Genomic DNA, 20,008 nt, shown 5'->3' with positions numbered 1-20,008 from the left:
TAGAGTATCGACAACTATCTCTATATGTTTAACCATAATGATAGTCTGTATATAAAAAAACACAGATAATTCGACAAAAAAATGACGATAAAACTGGTTCATTAATTGCATGTAATTCTAATATAGAGTATTTCAATGACATTAAATTAAAGGTTCATCATGAGATTAAGTAACAAGTACATCATCTCTTATACAGATTATAATGCTATTATCTTGATGGGTTTATTTATCATTGCACTATCTTATAGTCCTATTTCACTTGCGGCTCAGAACCACTCCCACCAACAAATCCGTCAAACTGCCGTTGATTTTGTGCGTAGTCAGATCCCCGATGATGTGACCATAAAATCATTAACGGCCGGAAAAATCGATGCCCGAATTCGCTTCAAACAATGTTCTGAAGCACTTGAAGCAAGCTCCGGACAAACCAAAGAAATCGCCAAAAGCTGGACTGTTGGTGTGCGTTGTTATGGCGAAACACCCTGGAGTATCTATATTTCAGTAAAAGCCAAACTCAGCAGAAAAATGATCGTCAGTAAAACCACCATTACTCGAGGAGAACTGATCACTAATGATAAGATTCTCTTAGTGGAACAGGAAATCAACCATCGAAATCAAAAGCACTTTTCCGATCCCAAAAACGTTGTAGGTCGTGAAGCACGACGTAGCATTCGCCCTAATCGAGTCATTACCAGTAATTTATTACAAGAACCTGTGCTGGTACATAGAAGGGAAACGGTGATTATTTACGCTAAAAGCAGTAAATTACAAATCAGCATGAAAGGTACGGCACTGAAAAATGGGCGCTACAATGAAATGATCAAAGTACGCAATAGCAGTTCCAGGAAAATAATTGATGCCCTGGTGATTGATCGTGGTATTGTCGCCATTAATTTTTAGAAAAACTTCTGATTTTTTAAGTTTTTATGATAAAAGACTTAAAGTTTCCCTACAGATGGCCGATAATATAGCCAAACGGGAGAGTGTAAGAAATGCCAATAAATATTAGTAATATATCCAATAATACGACACCAACAAGTCGAGCCAATGAACAGATTTCAACTAAAAGTTCATCTAAGAGTTCAGCTAAATCTGTCCAAGCGCCTGATATTAAAAGCAATCAAACATCTAATGCGAGACTTGCTCAGGATTCTGTCAACCTGACCGATTCTACGCAGCGCATCAAGTCACTAGAAGCACAGATTGCCCAATTGCCTATTATTGATACACAAAAAGTTGAAACCATAAAAAACTCACTGAGCAATGGTAGTTTTGAATTTAATTCTGCACGTATTGCTGAAAAATTGATTAACTTTGAGAAAGATTTTCTTTAAGCAGACACAATAGGAATGCTATAGAAAATATGTCTTAAATACCAGGACAGTAACATGACCCCGTTTATAGCAGCCGATGAAAAGCAACACCAGACAGCACACGATACAAATAATCAGACCACTGATGATACCGATAATTTTTACACCATTTTACAACAGGAACAAGCTTGTCTAGAACAGGTGATTGAATTATTAAAAACTGAAAATACTGCCATCGCCCAACGTGAACTGAAAACCATTGATCAATTACTTGATAAAAAACTCATGTTACTCAGCAAGCTTGAGCAACTGGATAAACAACGCCAGCACTTTTTCGAACAACAAACAGGAATGGCCTACCAAAATCTAGCTTTCACATCCTTTATCCAACAATTTCCCTCTGAAGCCATACAAGCAATCTGGCAAGAAATTAAAGCCTATTTACCTGAATGTAAAAAACAAAATGAAGTGAATGGCCGTATGATTCGTGTGCTACGTGATAACAATGATAAAATATTACAGATTTTATTAGGTCGTCCGCAAAACAACGATCAAACGTATAGTCATTTAGGTCAAGCCAGTTTACAAAAGCGCAGTGCCTTATACACTTCTGCTTAATAGCATAAAACACTTTATAAAAGAAACAGGGCAAACCATTGTCACTTTTTAAGCAAAACTTTTTTCCCGGTAACTATCTCAATTCACTGCTGGATTCATTTAAGAAAAAGAAAAAAAACATTCAAAGAAATACCTATGACAGTGAAAAGAGTATCATTCGTATTCTGAAACAACTGCAACAACACCTCGTCATCATGACAGCCAATTTAGCCGATGATAAAGAAGTTTACAATACGGCTATTATCAAGATAGACTATAAAAACAGATTATTTTATCTGGATGAATTAATTCCCGCATCCGGCAATGCATTATTTATCAAAAAAAAGAAAATTCATCTGCAAACACGCCTTGATGGCGCCATACTGAGCATGGAATGTACCCTAAAAGAGGTCGGCAAGGAGCAAGGCATATCACATTATGTCATGTATTTTCCTGATATAATTCGTTCCACTCAACGTCGCGAAAGCTATCGTGTCAGCATTCCACTCAGTCAGCGCATACAAGTCAACATGCAAACTGAATCCGGGGCTTTTATCGCTGGATTCTTAAATGACATCTCTTTCAGTGGCATTGCCATCCGCCTCGAGCACAATCAACACTTTGATTTGAATGTCGATGAAACAATCCCCTTTTTAACCATTCACCTCAAAGAAACTATCACCTGCGAAATGGATATCAAGCGTATTTCAAACACCCAGGGCAGCACCATTATTTCCGGTCATCTGGAAGAGCTCGCCACAGAACATCGCCGTTATATTCAAAAATTTATCACTCGACTTGATCGCAAAAAACGTATGCAGGAAAACAATTAATCCACCGCCCCAAGCTATGGCTAAACTGCATTTTATGGTATATTAGCATCGAAATACGCCCCCGTAGCTCAGCTGGATAGAGCGACCCCCTCCTAAGGGGTAGGCCAGCCGTTCGAATCGGCTCGGGGGCACCATATAAACATCTTTCTTGATAGAGTTCCGATAATGCTGACAATATTTGCAAGTTCTGTTAACTATAAACGCGCTTTAAACATATTATTTTTTATTATAGTATTAGTCACTCTCACCGCTTGCTCCCCTCACCCCGGTGCTGGAAAATGGAAAGCGGATAAAGCCAATGAACTCAACGTCTCAATCATTAATGTGCTTTTTGAAGGTACTGCTGACTTTTATACTGAGGGAAAAGATGAATCTATTCGCCGCTGCTTCTGGTCTGCGATTGCGCCACAAACAATGAGCATGCAATGCGTTTATTCTGATAACACCGATAAAAAAGCCGCTTATCAGTTTGTGGTGACCGATAAAGGTCATGCGACATTATCTCAGGATGAGCAAGTCATCGGTCTATTTACTCTGCAAAAACCTGAAAAAGAAGCATCCTTTTTTTAGTAATTCATCGGTGAAACTTCAGCACACATCTAAAAAGCATCAGATAATCAATATATTACAATACACAACTGTTCGAAATTTAGCATTATCCCTATTGAAATAAGGGGAATTAATCTGTTAGTATATAGCCAAAGGTCTTAAACAAATATAATAAAACAAAACTGTTTAAGCCTGTTTTTTATTATTGGATATTATATTTATAAATAAAGGTGGGGAATTACAATGAACTTACTTGGCAAATTTTGTGTAAATTGTACTGTTGCAGCGGTAGCGCTTATTTCATTAATTACGCTAGTCACTTTGGTCTGGGTTTCCATGGTTTAAAAGGATGGTTTAAAAGGATGGTTTAAAAGGATGGTTTAAAAGGATGGTTTACACCCAATAAGCTCTCAAGCTTAAAGTAATACTCTGTTCTGCTCCCCTATCATAGGTTAAAGTGCTTAAAAGTATTTTAATAAAGAAGATAGGGAGAGGGAGCAGAAACAGATTTTGTAGCCTTAAAGATGAGAACTAGGGTTTTAAAAATCCTACTTTACCATCTGCTTTATCACTTAGTTCTGGCATATTTTCAATCATAAAATTTTCATTGGTCAATTGCTTGAGCCAAATATTATCCTGTGCATTAATAATATTACCTTGTGAAAAATAAATATAAAGTGCATCTAATCTTTGTTTATCACTAATAGTCATTCCTAGGTTTGATAAAAGCAATGGAAATAGTTTTTCATAATATTGTTTTTTTCGAGCTGAAACAATCAGTGTAGAACCCGTTAACTGAGATAAACTGGTACTTTCGATAGTAGCCTGCTCAGTCAATTGGATTTCTTTGATGACATTATTTCCTTCTATCATTTCAGTATTTTTTCGCATCGCTTGTTCACTTTTTCTTTCAAGGCTGTCATAAAGCCCTTGATCCTGAAATAGCATTTGAATTTCCGACAACGTTTCTATAGGTTGAGACTTCTCAGCCTTATGTGGCACTTCAATAACAATTCCGCTGACAATTTCACTCACTATTTCTTTAACATTGCTATTAAGACGATTATTGGGATTATAAAAATTATGTGGGTTATATTCATCAAAGAAGAAATCATCATAGGGAATGGGGGAAAGGTTATTTATCGATGAAGGGCTATCGTATTCAAAGAATCCATTTGCCTGAGCCGTAGGAATACCTACCCCTACAAACGAAGTGAGCAATACTATTGAAATAAAGCTCAAGTAATTAATCATTAGACATATCCTTATCATTACTGTAATTATATGAGCATTTCATGACTCTTTAATATAAGGGTTTACCCTTGGCGCTCTATAATTAATAAATTTTGCAAAGTAATCATGTGTCCTAATTAATGTACATACAGTTGTTTGTTACAAAAACTATGCTATGTTTATTTAATATGCATAACTTTTCCCCTGCCATTATTGTCTTAACAACCGTCTTTGTTTTAATGGCTGGATGGATAAATGCCCAACAGAAAAACACTCTCTATTCTGAAAAAAAACTATCTCAAGTCGAAAACCGATATGGACCAAAGGTTGCTCTTCGTCTCACCCGCTGGCAGGCATTTGTCAATAATAATCAGGATAAGACTGAACTTGAAAAGCTTGAGTTAACCAATGATTTTTTTAATGAACAAATTCTCTGGACTTCCGATCAAAAACTATGGAAACAAAAAGATTATTGGGCAACGCCACTTGAAACGCTCATAAAAGCCGCCGGAGATTGTGAAGATTTTACCATCATAAAGTACTTCACTCTTACTTCTTTGGGCGTTCCTATTGACCGTCTAAAACTAACCTATGTTAAAGCTCTAGAGTATAATCAAGCTCACATGGTTTTAACGTATGGAAAAACCAAACGAGATATCCCTTTAGTATTAGACAATATTAATAAAAATATATTACCCGCATCAGAACGCAGTGACTTAAAACCAGTTTACAGCTTTAATGGTGAAGGTATGTGGATACAAAAGCAAAAAAAATTAGGTAAACGAGTAGGCAATAGTGATGAGTAAATTTGGAGATATACGCTTATTATGCTTGGAATTAGTCGTCGCTTTAAAGCGTCTCTTCGTTTTACAAAACAAACCGGCTTTTTTCATTAATCGACCAATTCTCCGGCGGCTTATATGAACGCCTTTTTCAGCCAGTTTTCTTTTAAGACGACGGGTTCCATAAGTCTTGCGACTGTCTTCAAACAGTTTTTTAGCTGCTCAGTAAGCGCTTCATTTTCTTTCTCTCTATCCGTTTTAGGAGAGCTAACCCAATCATAATAGCAACTACGGGAAACATCCATAAAACGGCACAGAATCGTTACCGGGTAATCTTTAGCCTGATCAGTTATCCATGCGTACTTCACAAAGTTTCCCTTGCAAAGTACGCTGTGGCCTTTTTAATAAATCACGCTCCTGAATCACTTTTGCCAATTCTTTTTTCAGACGTTTTACTTCATCATAAATGTGTTCATCACTTCTATTGGCTACCGTCTTCACCGGTTTGGAATATTTACTGATCCAGGTATGTAGAGTATTTACATTAACACCTAGCTCCCTGGCAGTCTGAGAAACAGGTTGATCCGTCTCATTAGCTAATTTGACAGCTGATTCTTTAAATTCTGATGTATAGCTTTTATTCAGTTTTTTTTTTGTTTGATCATTCATTTTAGGTCACACTTTTTATCTTTTAGTTATTTTAAGTTGTGTGTCCGGTTAAGTATAGCCACATTATCATTTTCTTTCTCTCTATCCGTTTTAGGAGAGCTAACCCAATCATAATAGCAACTACGGGAAACATCCATAAAACGGCACAGAATCGTTACCGGGTAATCTTTAGCCTGATCAGTTATCCATGCGTACTTCACAAAGTTTCCCTTGCAAAGTACGCTGTGGCCTTTTTAATAAATCACGCTCCTGAATCACTTTTGCCAATTCTTTTTTCAGACGTTTTACTTCATCATAAATGTGTTCATCACTTCTATTGGCTACCGTCTTCACCGGTTTGGAATATTTTACTGATCCAGGTATGTAGAGTATTTACATTAACACCTAGCTCCCTGGCAGTCTGAGAAACAGGTTGATCCGTCTCATTAGCTAATTTGACAGCTGATTCTTTAAATTCTGATGTATAGCTTTTATTCGGTTTTTTTGTTTGATCATTCATTTTAGGTCACACTTTTTATCTTTTAGTTATTTTAAGTTGTGTGTCCGGTTAAGTATAGCCACATTATATAGGTTTTATTTGTACCTTGTTGCTTCATATTCATACGTATGATGTGTCAACACTTTTCGGACAGTTTTCTAAATTTTTTTTGGCTGTTTCAAGTGATTTTTGTCATTTTGTATTTCCTATCATTTTAGTTTCTCATGTTAACTTTAAACAGATGAAGAGAAAGGGCTTTGCCCTCTGGAACGATAGAGCCGTTCCATTCACCCAAGGTATTTTCACAACGGTAATGATCCTGTTACAATATCTTCACGGCACAGGCTGAGGAGCCGATGGCCGTCAACGGTAATGGGCGGCATTTATGTCGCCTTTACCCCTCTTCAATCAATCGATTTAAGCTATTTCCTGCTGTATTTCATAATCGACTGGTGACAAATAATCATTAGCCGAATGAAGTCGCTCCCCCGATTATAAAATACCTCAATATATTCAAATATTGCCTGCTTTGCTTCTACTCTGGTTTTGAATCGACAATGGTGCGTCAATTCAGTTTTCAAACTATGAAAGAAGCTCTCTGATACAGCATTGTCCCAGCAATTTCCTTTGCGGCTCATAGACTGAATTATGTTATGATCCGACAATATTTTTCTATGACTATCAGAGGCATATTGGCTACCTCGGTCAGTATGCCAAAGCAATCCATCCATTGGTTTACGCTTCCATATGGCCATCAGTAAAGCATCATTGACTAGCTTGGCTTTCATTCGCTCATCCATCGACCAGCCAACAATTTGCCTAGAGAATAAGTCAATGACAACCGCTAAATATAACCAGCCTTCCTTGGTGGCAATATAGGTAATATCACCCACATAGTAGCGATCAGGTTGAGAGACAGTAAACTCTCTTTCCAGTAAATTTGGAGATATACGCTTATTATGCTTGGAATTAGGTCGCTTTAAAGCGTCTCTTCGTTTTACAAAACAAACCGGCTTTTTCATTAATCGACCAATTCTCCGGCGGCTTATATGAACGCCTTTTTCAGCCAGTTTTCTTTTAAGACGACGGGTTCCATAAGTCTTGCGACTGTCTTCAAACAGTTTTTTAGCTGCTCAGTAAGCGCTTCATTTTCTTTCTCTCTATCCGTTTTAGGAGAGCTAACCCAATCATAATAGCAACTACGGGAAACATCCATAAAACGGCACAGAATCGTTACCGGGTAATCTTTAGCCTGATCAGTTATCCATGCGTACTAATGTGGCTATACTTAACCGGACACACAACTTAAAATAACTAAAAGATAAAAAGTGTGACCTAAAATGAATGATCAAACAAAAAAACCGAATAAAAGCTATACATCAGAATTTAAAGAATCAGCTGTCAAATTAGCTAATGAGACGGATCAACCCGTTTCTCAGACTGCCAGGGAGCTAGGTGTTAATGTAAATACTCTACATACCTGGATCAGTAAATATTCCAAACCGGTGAAGACGGTAGCCAATAGAAGTGATGAACACATTTATGATGAAGTAAAACGTCTGAAAAAAGAATTGGCAAAAGTGATTCAGGAGCGTGATTTATTAAAAGGCCACAGCGTACTTTGCAAGGGAAACTTTGTGAAGTACGCATGGATAACTGATCAGGCTAAAGATTACCCGGTAACGATTCTGTGCCGTTTTATGGATGTTTCCCGTAGTTGCTATTATGATTGGGTTAGCTCTCCTAAAACGGATAGAGAGAAAGAAAATGAAGCGCTTACTGAGCAGCTAAAAAACTGTTTGAAGACAGTCGCAAGACTTATGGAACCCGTCGTCTTAAAAGAAAACTGGCTGAAAAAGGCGTTCATATAAGCCGCCGGAGAATTGGTCGATTAATGAAAAAAGCCGGTTTGTTTTGTAAAACGAAGAGACGCTTTAAAGCGACGACTAATTCCAAGCATAATAAGCGTATATCTCCAAATTTACTGGAAAGAGAGTTTACTGTCTCTCAACCTGATCGCTACTATGTGGGTGATATTACCTATATTGCCACCAAGGAAGGCTGGTTATATTTAGCGGTTGTCATTGACTTATTCTCTAGGCAAATTGTTGGCTGGTCGATGGATGAGCGAATGAAAGCCAAGCTAGTCAATGATGCTTTACTGATGGCCATATGGAAGCGTAAACCAATGGATGGATTGCTTTGGCATACTGACCGAGGTAGCCAATATGCCTCTGATAGTCATAGAAAAATATTGTCGGATCATAACATAATTCAGTCTATGAGCCGCAAAGGAAATTGCTGGGACAATGCTGTATCAGAGAGCTTCTTTCATAGTTTGAAAACTGAATTGACGCACCATTGTCGATTCAAAACCAGAGTAGAAGCAAAGCAGGCAATATTTGAATATATTGAGGTATTTTATAATCGGGAGCGACTTCATTCGGCTAATGATTATTTGTCACCAGTCTGTCCGGTTGAGTATAACTAACATTATAGTTCCAGAATACGTTTGTGGACTGAACTAATAGAACGTATGCAAAACGAATTGTTATAAAAGGAATCAATCACAATGACATTGTTTAAACAAATTATCATCATGATCAGTGTAATTTTTATCACACTTTTCATCAGTACATGTTTTTGTTAGTACATTTATTGTTAGCAATATTCGAGAATACTTAAATGAACAATTATCCTCTCATGCTCAGGATGCTGCGACGTCACTGGGTATTGCCATCACATCTGAAATCAGTGGTGGTGATATTGCTGGCATCGAAACCTATACCAATTTGATGTTTGATAGTGGTTATTATAAAGAAATTACCATTAAAGATATTGATAACAAGTTATTGTTTGCCAAAACACGCCCTTTAATAGTAGATAAAGTGCCCCAGTGGTTTATTTCCTTATTTCAATCACATGACATGTTTAAACAAATTATCATCATGATCAGTGGTTTTTATCACAGTTTTCATCAGTACGTTTTTTGTTAGTACAAGCAATATTCGAGAATACTTAAATGAAAATTATCCTCTCATGCTCAGGAGAAAATGGTTATTTGGCATTGATAACAGTGGCCCTTTAATAGTAGATAAAGTGCCCCAGTGGTTTATTTCCTTATTTATTACATGCTCCCTTTCAAGAAGCTATTGTAGAAAATGGTTGGCAAACAGTGGGCGCGATCCACGTTCAAAGTTACCCCGGCTTTGCCTATGAAAAATTATGGGAAAATACGCTCAATACACTACAAGTTTATATTCTAGTCATGTTTATTATTTTACTTGTTACTCTATTTGCTTTAAATTTTCTGTTGAAGCCATAATGTGGCTATACTTAACCGGACACACAACTTAAAATAACTAAAAGATAAAAAGTGTGACCTAAAATGAATGATCAAACAAAAAAACCGAATAAAAGCTATACATCAGAATTTAAAGAATCAGCTGTCAAATTAGCTAATGAGACGGATCAACCCGTTTCTCAGACTGCCAGGGAGCTAGGTGTTAATGTAAATACTCTACATACCTGGATCAGTAAATATTCCAAACCGGTGAAGACGGTAGCCAATAGAAGTGATGAACACATTTATGATGAAGTAAAACGTCTGAAAAAAGAATTGGCAAAAGTGATTCAGGAGCGTGATTTATTAAAAAGGCCACAGCGTACTTTGCAAGGGAAACTTTGTGAAGTACGCATGGATAACTGATCAGGCTAAAGATTACCCGGTAACGATTCTGTGCCGTTTTATGGATGTTTCCCGTAGTTGCTATTATGATTGGGTTAGCTCTCCTAAAACGGATAGAGAGAAAGAAAATGAAGCGCTTACTGAGCAGCTAAAAAACTGTTTGAAGACAGTCGCAAGACTTATGGAACCCGTCGTCTTAAAAGAAAACTGGCTGAAAAAGGCGTTCATATAAGCCGCCGGAGAATTGGTCGATTAATGAAAAAAGCCGGTTTGTTTTGTAAAACGAAGAGACGCTTTAAAGCGACGACTAATTCCAAGCATAATAAGCGTATATCTCCAAATTTACTGGAAAGAGAGTTTGCTGTCTCTCAACCTGATCGCTACTATGTGGGTGATATTACCTATATTGCCACCAAGGAAGGCTGGTTATATTTAGCGGTTGTCATTGACTTATTCTCTAGGCAAATTGTTGGCTGGTCGATGGATGAGCGAATGAAAGCCAAGCTAGTCAATGATGCTTTACTGATGGCCATATGGAAGCGTAAACCAATGGATGGATTGCTTTGGCATACTGACCGAGGTAGCCAATATGCCTCTGATAGTCATAGAAAAATATTGTCGGATCATAACATAATTCAGTCTATGAGCCGCAAAGGAAATTGCTGGGACAATGCTGTATCAGAGAGCTTCTTTCATAGTTTGAAAACTGAATTGACGCACCATTGTCGATTCAAAACCAGAGTAGAAGCAAAGCAGGCAATATTTGAATATATTGAGGTATTTTATAATCGGGAGCGACTTCATTCGGCTAATGATTATTTGTCACCAGTCGATTATGAAATACAGCAGGAAATAGCTTAAATCGATTGATTGAAGAGGGGTAAAAGGCGACATAAATGCCGCCCATTACCGTTGACGGCCATCGGCTCCTCAGCCTGTGCCGTGAAGATATTGTAACAGGATCATTACCGTTGTGAAAATACCTTGGGTGAATGGAACGGCTCTATCGTGACACATCACTATTAACAATTCTTCTAGAGAATTCATTAGACTCACGCATTGCTTTCATATTTCTATCATACTGTTTTCTAACTTCTTCTCTATCCCTACTTTTTACATGCCCTTTAGTTTGCTCATTTTCACCGCAAGGCTTATCTTGAAAAACAGTTTCACCAGATGCATTTTTACAATTATATAAGTCAGCTTCAGCAGATAAAGGTATTATTTGTAAGATAAAGAATATTACTAAAAAGATAATTTTCATTATTGTTACCTATGTTGATTTCTGGTCAATCGTTCACATACTTAGGATAGGCAATTCAATGACACTTTTCAATTTATACATTGAAAATTTTGGGGTATTGTGCATAAACGACATATTATTCGCTTAACGCTCTACAGACCTTACAACACAAAGCCTACAGAGGTACTACGTTTTTAGGAAGCCTGGCCTCACGTCTTCCCCTTATAATTATCGCCGCAAAAAACACTTCGAATTTCGATGTATAAAAGTAGAATAATTTAGGCCACCCATCATTTAATCTCAAAAGATGGGTGGCCAAAACCAAATTGCTACCCACTCCACTGAAAAACATTCAATTTTTGTAAATTCACATTTCGAGAAGAATTTTTTTACAATTTAGCTTTGATATTGCTTTTTATTAGGTGATAAAGACTAATAAATGAATTTAATTTCTATTTAGTTTATACGCCATGATAACTGGAGCAGGCTCATATATGCTTTGTTCAAGATCAGCAACAGGCAATGAAAAGTAAATGATTTTATCTTTCGCATTATAAGTGCCTCCTGAAACTAAAGGCTTATAACCATACTTTCTTTTAGCACTATACATCTTATCAAAGGGTGTTACAAAGCGACCAAAACTATAAGGTTTGACTTCATAAGGCCGTTTTTTCCCTGTTTTTATTTGGTATAATTCTGCTAAATCATAAAACCAATAATAATTATTATTGTCAGATGGATCATATGCACATGGCCCTGGACAGGTTTTGCCATTTTTTTTAGTTATTTTGTATCCCCCCCCAGAATAATGCATAGAGGAACTACCAAAAATGGCATAGGTTCTTGTGCCCGGTAACACAATCCCATATTGAGCACTTGATTTTTCAGTCCATAAATAATTATTACCCACTAAATTTACATCATAAACGAGGGGGAAATCATCACCTGCCGGCCTTTGTCCTGAATAATTATATTGAATTTTCCCACCCCACTCTTTAAATGGTAGCCACCCCTTCACATTGTCCGTCAAAATATGAGCCAAATTATAATCCAGTAATTTTATAGTGTTAATTAGGCCATTTTTTTGCCTAATATTATTCGTATTATCTGTTTTTACTATATCTGCTGAGTTGAATACAAAAGCACTTGGCCCCATCGAAGCTCTTGAGTTGATAGGCATTACACTCGATGCACCAGTAATATAATCACCATCAAAAAGTTGTTGTAATTGAGTTGGTAGGGGTGATATCCATAGAGAAACGTGCGCATTACCGTCAAATTCAAAAAAACCATCAATAATTGAGTTGTTCATATTGTTAGCATTTCTTATCACTAGAGACGTATATGTACTGTCAACCTGTGCATCGTAATATTCATAGCTATGGACTAATAATTCACCCTCTACATATTCCATACCTCCCAATCTATTGAGGTTTTGTGTATTTTCTTCCTTTAATCGCAATAAAGGCCTAAAAAAATCTTGTCTCGGTTTTGATGTGCGATTCAACTCTAAAATATTACTACTATTCACCAGTTCAGGTATTAGAAACTCAGCAATAGAGCTATCACTAGGAAACCCCGTAATAAACAAAGAATGGTTGTCATCATTATAAGCAATTCGGCCATTTGAATAACCTGTTTTTGATTCACCATAGCGCCCAGACTTTATTCTGAACGCACCAACAAACTTCATATCATCAATTGAAATTAATGGTAAACGCATGAGGTCAGCACTCGTTAATACCGGAAGCTGTTGCGACATCATTATTAATTTTAATTCTGACTTCATGCCAGTATTTACCGCATTGCTAGCATAAAGCACACTATAATGCATAAATAAAAGAATCAGAGCAAAAACAGCTCTGAGCAATAAAGCTTTTATAGGTAAGTTATTTGTACTGATGGATTTCATAGATACACCTCAATCATACGTCATAAAACATGATATTTAGAATGAGCATTCCATGACATTACAGTCTATAATTTTTATTATCGGACAATAATAATTTAGGCCACCCATCATTTAATCTCAAAAAATGGGTGGCCTAAACCAAATTCGCCTAAACCAAATTATTAATCGCCAATGTTTTGTTTTGGGAGCACGCTCTAACACCCCCCTTCAGCTTTAAGCTCACGAACTAAAGCTACTACCCAGTATTGTTGATTGGATGATATTGCCTTCTCATATTCTCCCCAATCAAAGCCATACATTCTAAATATTTGTGCTAACTTTAGCCCATTGCTCCCAGGCTTGCAGTCTGGATTTTTTGCATGAACTGTAATACAAGTGATTTAGCTAATCCTCTGATCTCAGTTCCTCTTACTTCATACTCAGTCATGTTTCTGTTTCTGATTTGAAAATCTAACGCCTATTTCAATGGGCACAGGGACATGGAAAGACTTTATTAAAAAAGCACACCCGTCAAACTCACTTGGCTTATTTTAAAAAATCGATACGTCCCTGTGATCCATTGCAAATTCTTGTTGGCTTTTTAGTTGCTTAGAGCATTCAAAACTGCTTGAGGTTCTTTTGCAACAACATTGAGTAAGACTAAGGCTGGGCCATGAGGAGTACGGTCTCCTCGTTCCCAATGTCGAAGGGTACTAACACTAATACCAAACGCAGAGGCAAACTCATTTTGAGTCATACCAATTTTTGCACGAATGTTTTTTACATCTAAGGGTGTAAATTCATGCACTATAGCTTTTGTTGAATTTCCTTTTGAAAAATCCAATGCTTCTTCAAGACCTTGTTTAATACTATCAAATGCTGAGCTCATTTTTTACCGCCATAATTTAAAATAAGTAGTGATGTAAATTTTGCTAAATCATTACGTTCGCCCTTCGTGAGATTCTCTTTTTCACCTTTGCCGAATAAGGTTAACAAAAATAATGGCATTGATTGATTATGGTAGTAATATATCACTCGAACACCACCACTTTTTCCTCTGCCTTGCGATGACCATCGTAACTTTCGAATACCACCAGTGCCTTGCATAAGTTTACCAGCTGCGGGATGAGCAGTTAAGTAATTGATAATGCTATTTGATTCAGGTTCGTTCAGTAACTTATCGGATCTTTTGATATATTCTGGTAATTCAACGATTGTTTGCATACTTGGATTGTAATCCAGTGGATTATATGGTGTCAATATCTATTTTTGTGTTGTGATATTTGATAAGCCAACATCTTAGCATTTATACGTTGTGCGCAGCATTACGTATAAATGTCCTGTTGGACATTGCCGCGTAAAATACAAAAATAATTTAGGCCACCCATCATTTAATCTCAAAAGATGGGGGGCCTAAACCAAAATAGGTGACCTAAACCAAAATAGTCAATTAGCCCTTTTTTATGAAATGACCGTTTACCAAATAAGAGCTGGCAATTTGAGAAGATAACGCCAAAATCGTCGGGGCGTCTTTTTGCCTCCGATGCATTTTCTGGTTGGAAATTAATTATTCAAAGATAAAGTTTAATACCAATTTTAGCATCATGCATAAACTTAAAATGCTTATCGATTGAGTAAACAGGTAAATTATTTTGAATACTGTTTTGTGCAATTAATAAATCAGGTATCCCTACCCCATTTGAACCTGATTTTAAACAAGAAACCTGATAAGCTCTAATTTCTTCCCAATCAGGATAAAGATGGTATTTTTTTATAATTTGTAACAATCTTATTACTTTTTTTTCTTTCTTTACAATAAGAAGAGGCAAGAGTTCTGCCAGAATTAACTCATTAATTACAACTAAATTTTCATCAATTAAAAAATCTAATTTTTCAGATTTATCCCCAGAACGAAAATAATCAATCCAAACAGAAGTATCAACTAATACTTCCATTATGATCTATCTCGAATTGTATCTAAGTCAATATTTAGATCTATTTTCCCTTTAAATTTTTTTAGTTCAGATACTTCTGACTTTCTGATAAGCTCTTGAAGTGCAAGCGTAATAACTTTTGTTTTTGTTTTAATATGTGAGACAGACATTGCCTCGATTAATAGCTCTTCTGGTAAATCTAATGTTGTTCTCATCTTTTTTGTCCCAATATTTATTTTTATGCATATTATTATTATTTTATGCATAAAAGTCAATATTGAAAATTGCTGAGTTTTTATATTACCAACGATTTTATTAGCCAACCAACATGGAAAAATTCCATATAAAAAGATAGCCTATTTAAAAATGGTGTTTTTATTCATTATGATATTTAATTAAGCATTGCTGATGCGCTTCGTGCCTCAGCAGCATCCTACGTATGTGAGCAGGAAGGGATGGGTTTAATTATAGGGGAACGAAATAGAGATCTATATTAGACAACTTCAAACAACTTTAAAGACCCCCATCAATTAAAACCTCAAACTATGGCTATCCGTAATTCCCCTCAGCGCACTGGGTGTCTAAGAAATACTGATTAGCGATGACTACTGTTCAAAATTTTGAGTATTATAAAATCTAATTTTCTATCCCTTAAATCTTCCAAAGAAATACCTTTTTCGCTTCTATTGTTAAACTTATCGACAACATACAGATAAAGTCTATTAATATTACGTAAATCAGCAGTCTTCACATTGATAGTGATTTCATTATCAGTCCATTTTTCATAGGGAACAGTAAATAATTTTGTCGAATCAGCATACACAGGACTATCAGTAAGTTCAATTCTAGCCACATGATTCGGTCCAATGGCCACATAAATATTATCATAAATTGCCTGGAAATTATCAGAATCTCCTTTCCGATACCACCCTGGGAAATTAATATTATTGTACTTATACTTATCAACTTCTACAGGAGAAAGAGCAGCAGGTCTATCTTCTCTTAAAAAGGTATACACTCCGTTGCTCTTATTAACGGCTTGAAAAAAAATCTCCCCATTTTCAGTCTGAGTATTGCTATAGTTAAACCCAATAGCTTGCTTCCTGACATTTAATTGATCTCCTATGAGGTCGTGATAACATCTTAGCATTTATACGTTGTGCGCAGCATTACGTATAAATGTCCGAAAAAGTGTTGACACGTCAATACGTTGTTTTACTGAGATGAAATGACAGTTTTCTTTCAAAGAAGTTAATTTCAATCACTCAAAATGACTGTTCACATCCAAAGGAATAACTTAAACAGTCATGTAATAGTTGCGCTTATTGCGCCGCAACTCTCGCTTCAATATAGTCAATCGCCATTGCAATACGGTTTAGGCAACGTTCACGACCGACTAACTCCAAAGTGACATCTATTGAGGGGGACATGCCAGCCCCGGTTATAGCAACACGCAGTGGCTGTGCCACTTTGCCTAGCTTCAATTCCAGTTCATCAGCCAAATCTAACACCATTTGGTGTAAGGCCTCACCCTGCCATTCTGTTATGGCAGTAAAACGTGCTAATAATTGTTGCAGTGGCTCAAGAGCAGCGGCTTTGAGGTTCTTTTTCGCTGCTTTTTCATCAAATTCAGCAAAATCTTCAAAGAAATAGCGGCTACTTTGTGCCATTTCAACTAATGTTTTACTCCGTTCAGCCAGGGCTGTCACAATGGCTGACAAGCGAGGCCCCTTATCGGTGTTGATGCCAGCATGATCCATGTGCCAGGCGAGATGTTTCGCCACATGTTCTGGATCACCCTCTTTAATATAGTGCTGGTTTAACCACAATAATTTATCGGGATTAATTGAAGAGGCTGACTTATTGATGTCATCCAAATCAAATAACTCAATCATTTCTGCAATAGAGAAGATTTCCTGATCCCCATGTGACCAGCCCAAACGAACCAGATAATTGAGTAAAGCCTCGGGTAAATAGCCCTCTTCACGATAGTTTAATAAATTGGCAGCACCATGACGTTTGGATAGCTTGGCGCCCTTTTCATCTAAAATCATTGGTAAATGGGCATATTCAGGAATTGCGGCATTCATGGCCTTAAGGATATTGATTTGTCTCGGGGTATTATTCAGGTGATCATCACCGCGAATAACATGAGTGATCCCCATATCCAAATCATCAATAACAACGACTAAGTTATAAGTCGGTGTACCATCACCACGGGCAATGATTAAGTCATCAAGTTCTTTATTTTTTATGACAATCTGACCTTTTACATGGTCTTTGATAAGCACTTCACCATCAATATTAGTCTTGAAGCGGATGACCGGCAGCATCGCTTCTTTACCTTCTGGTGGTTGCTCTAAGTCACGACAACGGCGGTCATAACGCGCTTTTTCTTTATTTGCCATTTGCGCTTCACGCATCACATCTAATTCTTCTTTGCTACAATAGCAATGATAAGCATAGCCATCAGCCAATAATTGCTGGATCACTTCTTTATAACGATCCATACGCTCCGTTTGATAAAAAGGCCCTTCATCATGATCTAAGCCCAACCATTGCATGCCTTCTAAAATCACCTCAACCGCTTCCTGAGTGGAACGTTCTCTGTCAGTATCTTCGATACGTAAGACAAACTTGCCATTATGACGTCGGGCATAAAGCCATGAAAATAGAGCAGTTCGGGCACCACCAATGTGTAAATAGCCAGTGGGACTTGGAGCAAAGCGGGTTCTTACAGTCATTTCATCTCTCAGGAAGGAAAAAACAGTTATTTTACATGATGGTTGGCATTAATTGAACTCTATCTCACTGCTATAAACCTAGAAACCACTAAAAAGAAGCGCTAGCGCTGATATTCTGTCGGGATGGGTAAGTCGGCCATATCGGGTTGCTTGGACTCATCCACTTCACCACTTTTGAGTTGGAAGATATAGGCGAGAACTTGTGCCACTGCCACATAAAGTCCTGCAGGAATTTCATCACCAATTTCAACGGAATAGTAAATGGCTCTTGATAAGGGTGGGATTTCCATAATAGGTATCTCATGTGCCTGCGCCACATTACGGATCTGCATCGCCACCAAATCAGCCCCTTTCGCCAACATAATAGGTGCGCCTGAGCCATCAGGATCATATTGTAATGCCACAGCAAAATGGGTTGGGTTGGTAATGATCACATCAGCCTTGGGTACATCACCCATCATACGCTGCATAGCAATTTCACGTTGTTTCTGGCGAATGCGACCTTTCATTTCAGGATTGCCATCAGAATTTTTTGATTCGTCTTTCACTTCCTGCTTGGTCATTTTTAGTTGCTTGGTATTACTCCAGATTTGATAAGGTACATCGATCATGGCAACAATAATCATCGCCAAACTCACGAGCAAAAATTGCCAGCTGATGAGTTCCATGGAATGAATAAAAGCCCCAGGAAAAGGTTCTTCTGATAAGCCATAAATTTCATTTTTAGCCGCCCAAAGAAAATACACAGCAATTGAACCCATGATCATTATTTTTAAAATACTTTTGATTAATTCAATCAGGCCGTTTGTTCCAAATATTTTTTTCAGGCCTTTAATGGGATTCATTTTTCCGGGTTTTGGATTTATTGCATCGCCAGAAAAATTAAAGCCGCCTAATAATGCACTGGATAATATGGCAGTAATTACCATTAATATAAACAGCGGTATGAGCGCCTTAAGCATAAGACTAAGCTCACCCTTAAAATGAATAAATAGTTCTTCCGAGTGAAATAAAACATCACGTTCTACCGAAAAATTATTACGCATAATTGCCGTGATGGCTTCAATCATATCTTTGGAGAAATACATAATGCCAACGATGGAAGCTATCAACATAAACAGGGTGGTTAATTCTTTGGAGCGGGTCACCTGGCCTTTTTTTCGGGACTCCGATTTCTTTTTCTCCGTGGGGTCTTCTGACTTATCCTGGCCATCTTGATTCTCAGCCATTAGCCTGTCACCACTGAGAGAGACATATTTTTTATCATAACAATAGCCTGAGCACTATCAGTTAAAATATCATTAATGAGCTGAAAAATTTCCGTCATAATCCGTTCAAAGTATGGGATAAGAGTAGGTAGAGTGATATAAATAATCGCAAAAGCAAGCACGATAGTAATTAAAAAGCCTACTGAGAAAGGATTTAATTGTGGTGATGCCTTGGACATCACGCCAAAGCTAACATTCACCATCAATAAGGCTGTCATTGCAGGTAGCACCATCATTACTGAACTTTGAAACATTTGGCTGCCCCAACTCACCAACATCCAATAGCCATTAGTAGAGATGCCATTAATGCCAATGGGCAATAATGTAAAGCTATTAACCAGCTCACGAATAAGAATCAAATGACCATCAAGCGCCAAATACAATAGGGTTGCAAACATCAAGTATAGTTGACCGACAACGGTTACTTGAACACCATCCTGAGGGCTATTCATCATAGAAAAACCCAATCCTGCTTGCATGGCAAGAATATGCCCGGACATAACAAATAAATTAAAGGCCAACTGCAAAGCAAAGCCCATAATTGCCCCTATAATGACTTGCTGAATCGCAATCAACAAGGCTTCACCACTAATAAAATCCACCAGCGGCAAAGGCGGTAATAAGGGTGCCACTACTATGCTCAATAATAAAGCCATTGAAACTCGAAAACGAATAGGAATAGATTTAGCTGAAAAAATGGGGGCTGTCATCATCATGGCACTGAAACGAATAAAAGACCAAATATAGGCCCCTACAAAGGCCGTGATTTCAGCGGTGCTAAACACC

General features: G+C 37.3%; 21 protein-coding genes, 1 tRNA gene and 5 pseudogenes. 11 read left to right on the top strand and 16 right to left on the bottom strand.

Annotated elements, in window-relative coordinates; all coding sequences use genetic code 11:
- Positions 1–216 precede the first annotated feature (216 nt).
- From flgA to JEU79_RS10280, 6 genes are all read left to right on the top strand, one after another.
- Complete coding sequence (flgA, locus tag JEU79_RS10305) at positions 217–900, top strand: flagellar basal body P-ring formation chaperone FlgA (RefSeq protein ID WP_214660545.1); 684 nt, start codon at positions 217–219, stop codon at positions 898–900.
- Positions 901–992: 92 nt separating this feature from the next.
- Positions 993–1,334, top strand: a complete 342-nt coding sequence (gene flgM, locus JEU79_RS10300; protein WP_198264045.1) for a flagellar biosynthesis anti-sigma factor FlgM — start codon at positions 993–995, stop codon at positions 1,332–1,334.
- A 54-nt stretch (positions 1,335–1,388) separates the two neighbouring features.
- Entirely contained in the window at positions 1,389–1,931 is a 543-nt protein-coding gene (locus tag JEU79_RS10295; protein WP_198264044.1) for a flagella synthesis protein FlgN, read from the top strand.
- 38 nt (positions 1,932–1,969) lie between these two features.
- Positions 1,970–2,743 carry a flagellar brake protein gene (locus JEU79_RS10290; RefSeq protein ID WP_198264043.1) on the top strand — a complete coding sequence of 258 codons (774 nt, stop codon included), beginning with the start codon at positions 1,970–1,972 and terminating at the stop codon, positions 2,741–2,743.
- Between the two features lie 57 nt (positions 2,744–2,800).
- Positions 2,801–2,877 (top strand) — tRNA-Arg (locus tag JEU79_RS10285).
- Between the two features lie 31 nt (positions 2,878–2,908).
- Entirely contained in the window at positions 2,909–3,313 is a 405-nt protein-coding gene (locus JEU79_RS10280; protein ID WP_198264042.1) for a hypothetical protein, read from the top strand.
- A 510-nt stretch (positions 3,314–3,823) separates the two neighbouring features.
- Here JEU79_RS10280 and JEU79_RS10275 read toward each other — a convergent pair.
- A complete protein-coding gene (locus tag JEU79_RS10275; protein ID WP_198264041.1) occupies positions 3,824–4,546 on the bottom strand; it encodes a hypothetical protein in 723 nt (240 codons plus the stop codon).
- A gap of 218 nt (positions 4,547–4,764) precedes the next feature.
- Between JEU79_RS10275 and JEU79_RS10270 the strand changes: the two genes are divergently transcribed.
- The gene (locus JEU79_RS10270) at positions 4,765–5,331 is read left to right on the top strand and encodes a transglutaminase-like cysteine peptidase (protein WP_198265957.1); all 567 of its coding nucleotides are present in this window, start codon (positions 4,765–4,767) and stop codon (positions 5,329–5,331) included.
- Here JEU79_RS10270 and JEU79_RS28510 read toward each other — a convergent pair.
- From JEU79_RS28510 to JEU79_RS10230, 5 genes and pseudogenes are all read right to left on the bottom strand, one after another.
- A pseudogene (locus tag JEU79_RS28510) lies at positions 5,326–5,976 on the bottom strand (IS3 family transposase); the annotation flags it as partial. The gene JEU79_RS10270 and the pseudogene JEU79_RS28510 overlap by 6 nt on opposite strands.
- Positions 5,977–6,044: 68 nt before the next feature.
- Positions 6,045–6,475: pseudogene (locus JEU79_RS28505) on the bottom strand (transposase); the annotation flags it as partial.
- 401 nt (positions 6,476–6,876) lie between these two features.
- A pseudogene (locus JEU79_RS28500) lies at positions 6,877–7,002 on the bottom strand (hypothetical protein); the annotation flags it as partial.
- Positions 7,003–7,575, bottom strand: a pseudogene (locus JEU79_RS10235) (IS3 family transposase); the annotation flags it as partial.
- The gene (locus JEU79_RS10230; RefSeq protein WP_198263505.1) at positions 7,500–7,670 is read right to left on the bottom strand and encodes a hypothetical protein; all 171 of its coding nucleotides are present in this window, start codon (positions 7,668–7,670) and stop codon (positions 7,500–7,502) included. The gene JEU79_RS10230 and the pseudogene JEU79_RS10235, both read right to left, overlap by 76 nt.
- A 124-nt stretch (positions 7,671–7,794) precedes the next feature.
- Between JEU79_RS10230 and JEU79_RS10225 the strand changes: the two genes are divergently transcribed.
- The 4 genes and pseudogenes from JEU79_RS10225 to JEU79_RS10210 all read left to right on the top strand — a co-directional run bounded on the left by JEU79_RS10225 (position 7,795) and on the right by JEU79_RS10210 (position 11,003).
- Positions 7,795–8,945 (top strand): IS3 family transposase gene (locus tag JEU79_RS10225; protein ID WP_198264038.1). Its coding sequence is split into 2 segments (ribosomal slippage): positions 7,795–8,245 and positions 8,245–8,945, totalling 1,152 coding nucleotides; the frame shifts between segments, so codons are not numbered across the junction.
- Positions 8,946–9,111: 166 nt separating this feature from the next.
- Positions 9,112–9,450, top strand: a complete 339-nt coding sequence (locus JEU79_RS28495) for a LapD/MoxY N-terminal periplasmic domain-containing protein (RefSeq protein ID WP_198265954.1) — start codon at positions 9,112–9,114, stop codon at positions 9,448–9,450.
- Positions 9,451–9,548: 98 nt separating this feature from the next.
- Complete coding sequence (locus tag JEU79_RS28490) at positions 9,549–9,779, top strand: LapD/MoxY N-terminal periplasmic domain-containing protein (protein ID WP_198265953.1); 231 nt, start codon at positions 9,549–9,551, stop codon at positions 9,777–9,779.
- Positions 9,780–9,842: 63 nt separating this feature from the next.
- Positions 9,843–11,003: pseudogene (locus JEU79_RS10210) on the top strand (IS3 family transposase).
- Positions 11,004–11,145: 142 nt separating this feature from the next.
- On the opposite strand, the gene JEU79_RS10205 reads toward JEU79_RS10210, so the two are convergent.
- The 10 genes from JEU79_RS10205 to fliR form a co-directional block, all read right to left on the bottom strand.
- Positions 11,146–11,406, bottom strand: coding sequence for a DUF4124 domain-containing protein (locus tag JEU79_RS10205; RefSeq protein ID WP_198264037.1), 261 nt, complete (start codon positions 11,404–11,406; stop codon positions 11,146–11,148).
- A 424-nt stretch (positions 11,407–11,830) separates the two neighbouring features.
- The gene (locus tag JEU79_RS10200; RefSeq protein ID WP_198264036.1) at positions 11,831–13,297 is read right to left on the bottom strand and encodes a hypothetical protein; all 1,467 of its coding nucleotides are present in this window, start codon (positions 13,295–13,297) and stop codon (positions 11,831–11,833) included.
- Positions 13,298–13,877: 580 nt separating this feature from the next.
- Positions 13,878–14,165, bottom strand: coding sequence for a NadS family protein (gene nadS, locus JEU79_RS10195; RefSeq protein ID WP_198264035.1), 288 nt, complete (start codon positions 14,163–14,165; stop codon positions 13,878–13,880).
- A complete protein-coding gene (locus JEU79_RS10190; RefSeq protein ID WP_198265952.1) occupies positions 14,162–14,500 on the bottom strand; it encodes a type II toxin-antitoxin system RelE/ParE family toxin in 339 nt (112 codons plus the stop codon). Before JEU79_RS10190 ends, nadS begins: the two co-directional genes overlap by 4 nt.
- A 347-nt stretch (positions 14,501–14,847) precedes the next feature.
- Positions 14,848–15,231 carry a PIN domain-containing protein gene (locus JEU79_RS10185; protein WP_198264034.1) on the bottom strand — a complete coding sequence of 128 codons (384 nt, stop codon included), beginning with the start codon at positions 15,229–15,231 and terminating at the stop codon, positions 14,848–14,850.
- Positions 15,231–15,533 (bottom strand): type II toxin-antitoxin system VapB family antitoxin, encoded by a 303-nt coding sequence (locus JEU79_RS28485; protein ID WP_425511144.1) that lies wholly within the window; start codon positions 15,531–15,533, stop codon positions 15,231–15,233. The genes JEU79_RS10185 and JEU79_RS28485 overlap by 1 nt, the downstream gene beginning before the upstream one ends.
- 272 nt (positions 15,534–15,805) lie before the next feature.
- Entirely contained in the window at positions 15,806–16,360 is a 555-nt protein-coding gene (locus JEU79_RS10175; RefSeq protein ID WP_214660544.1) for a hypothetical protein, read from the bottom strand.
- Positions 16,361–16,532: 172 nt separating this feature from the next.
- Positions 16,533–17,954 (bottom strand): glutamate--tRNA ligase, encoded by a 1,422-nt coding sequence (gene gltX / locus JEU79_RS10170; protein WP_198264032.1) that lies wholly within the window; start codon positions 17,952–17,954, stop codon positions 16,533–16,535.
- Between the two features lie 101 nt (positions 17,955–18,055).
- The gene (gene flhB, locus JEU79_RS10165; RefSeq protein ID WP_198264031.1) at positions 18,056–19,183 is read right to left on the bottom strand and encodes a flagellar biosynthesis protein FlhB; all 1,128 of its coding nucleotides are present in this window, start codon (positions 19,181–19,183) and stop codon (positions 18,056–18,058) included.
- Entirely contained in the window at positions 19,183–20,007 is an 825-nt protein-coding gene (gene fliR / locus JEU79_RS10160; RefSeq protein ID WP_198264030.1) for a flagellar biosynthetic protein FliR, read from the bottom strand. Before fliR ends, flhB begins: the two co-directional genes overlap by 1 nt.
- Position 20,008: the final 1 nt, after the last annotated feature.

The sequence above is a fragment of the sulfur-oxidizing endosymbiont of Gigantopelta aegis genome (assembly GCF_016097415.1).
GTDB lineage: Bacteria > Pseudomonadota > Gammaproteobacteria > GRL18 > GRL18 > GRL18.
Note: the sequence above shows the minus strand (reverse complement) of the source record. Positions and strands in the feature narration are given on the sequence as shown.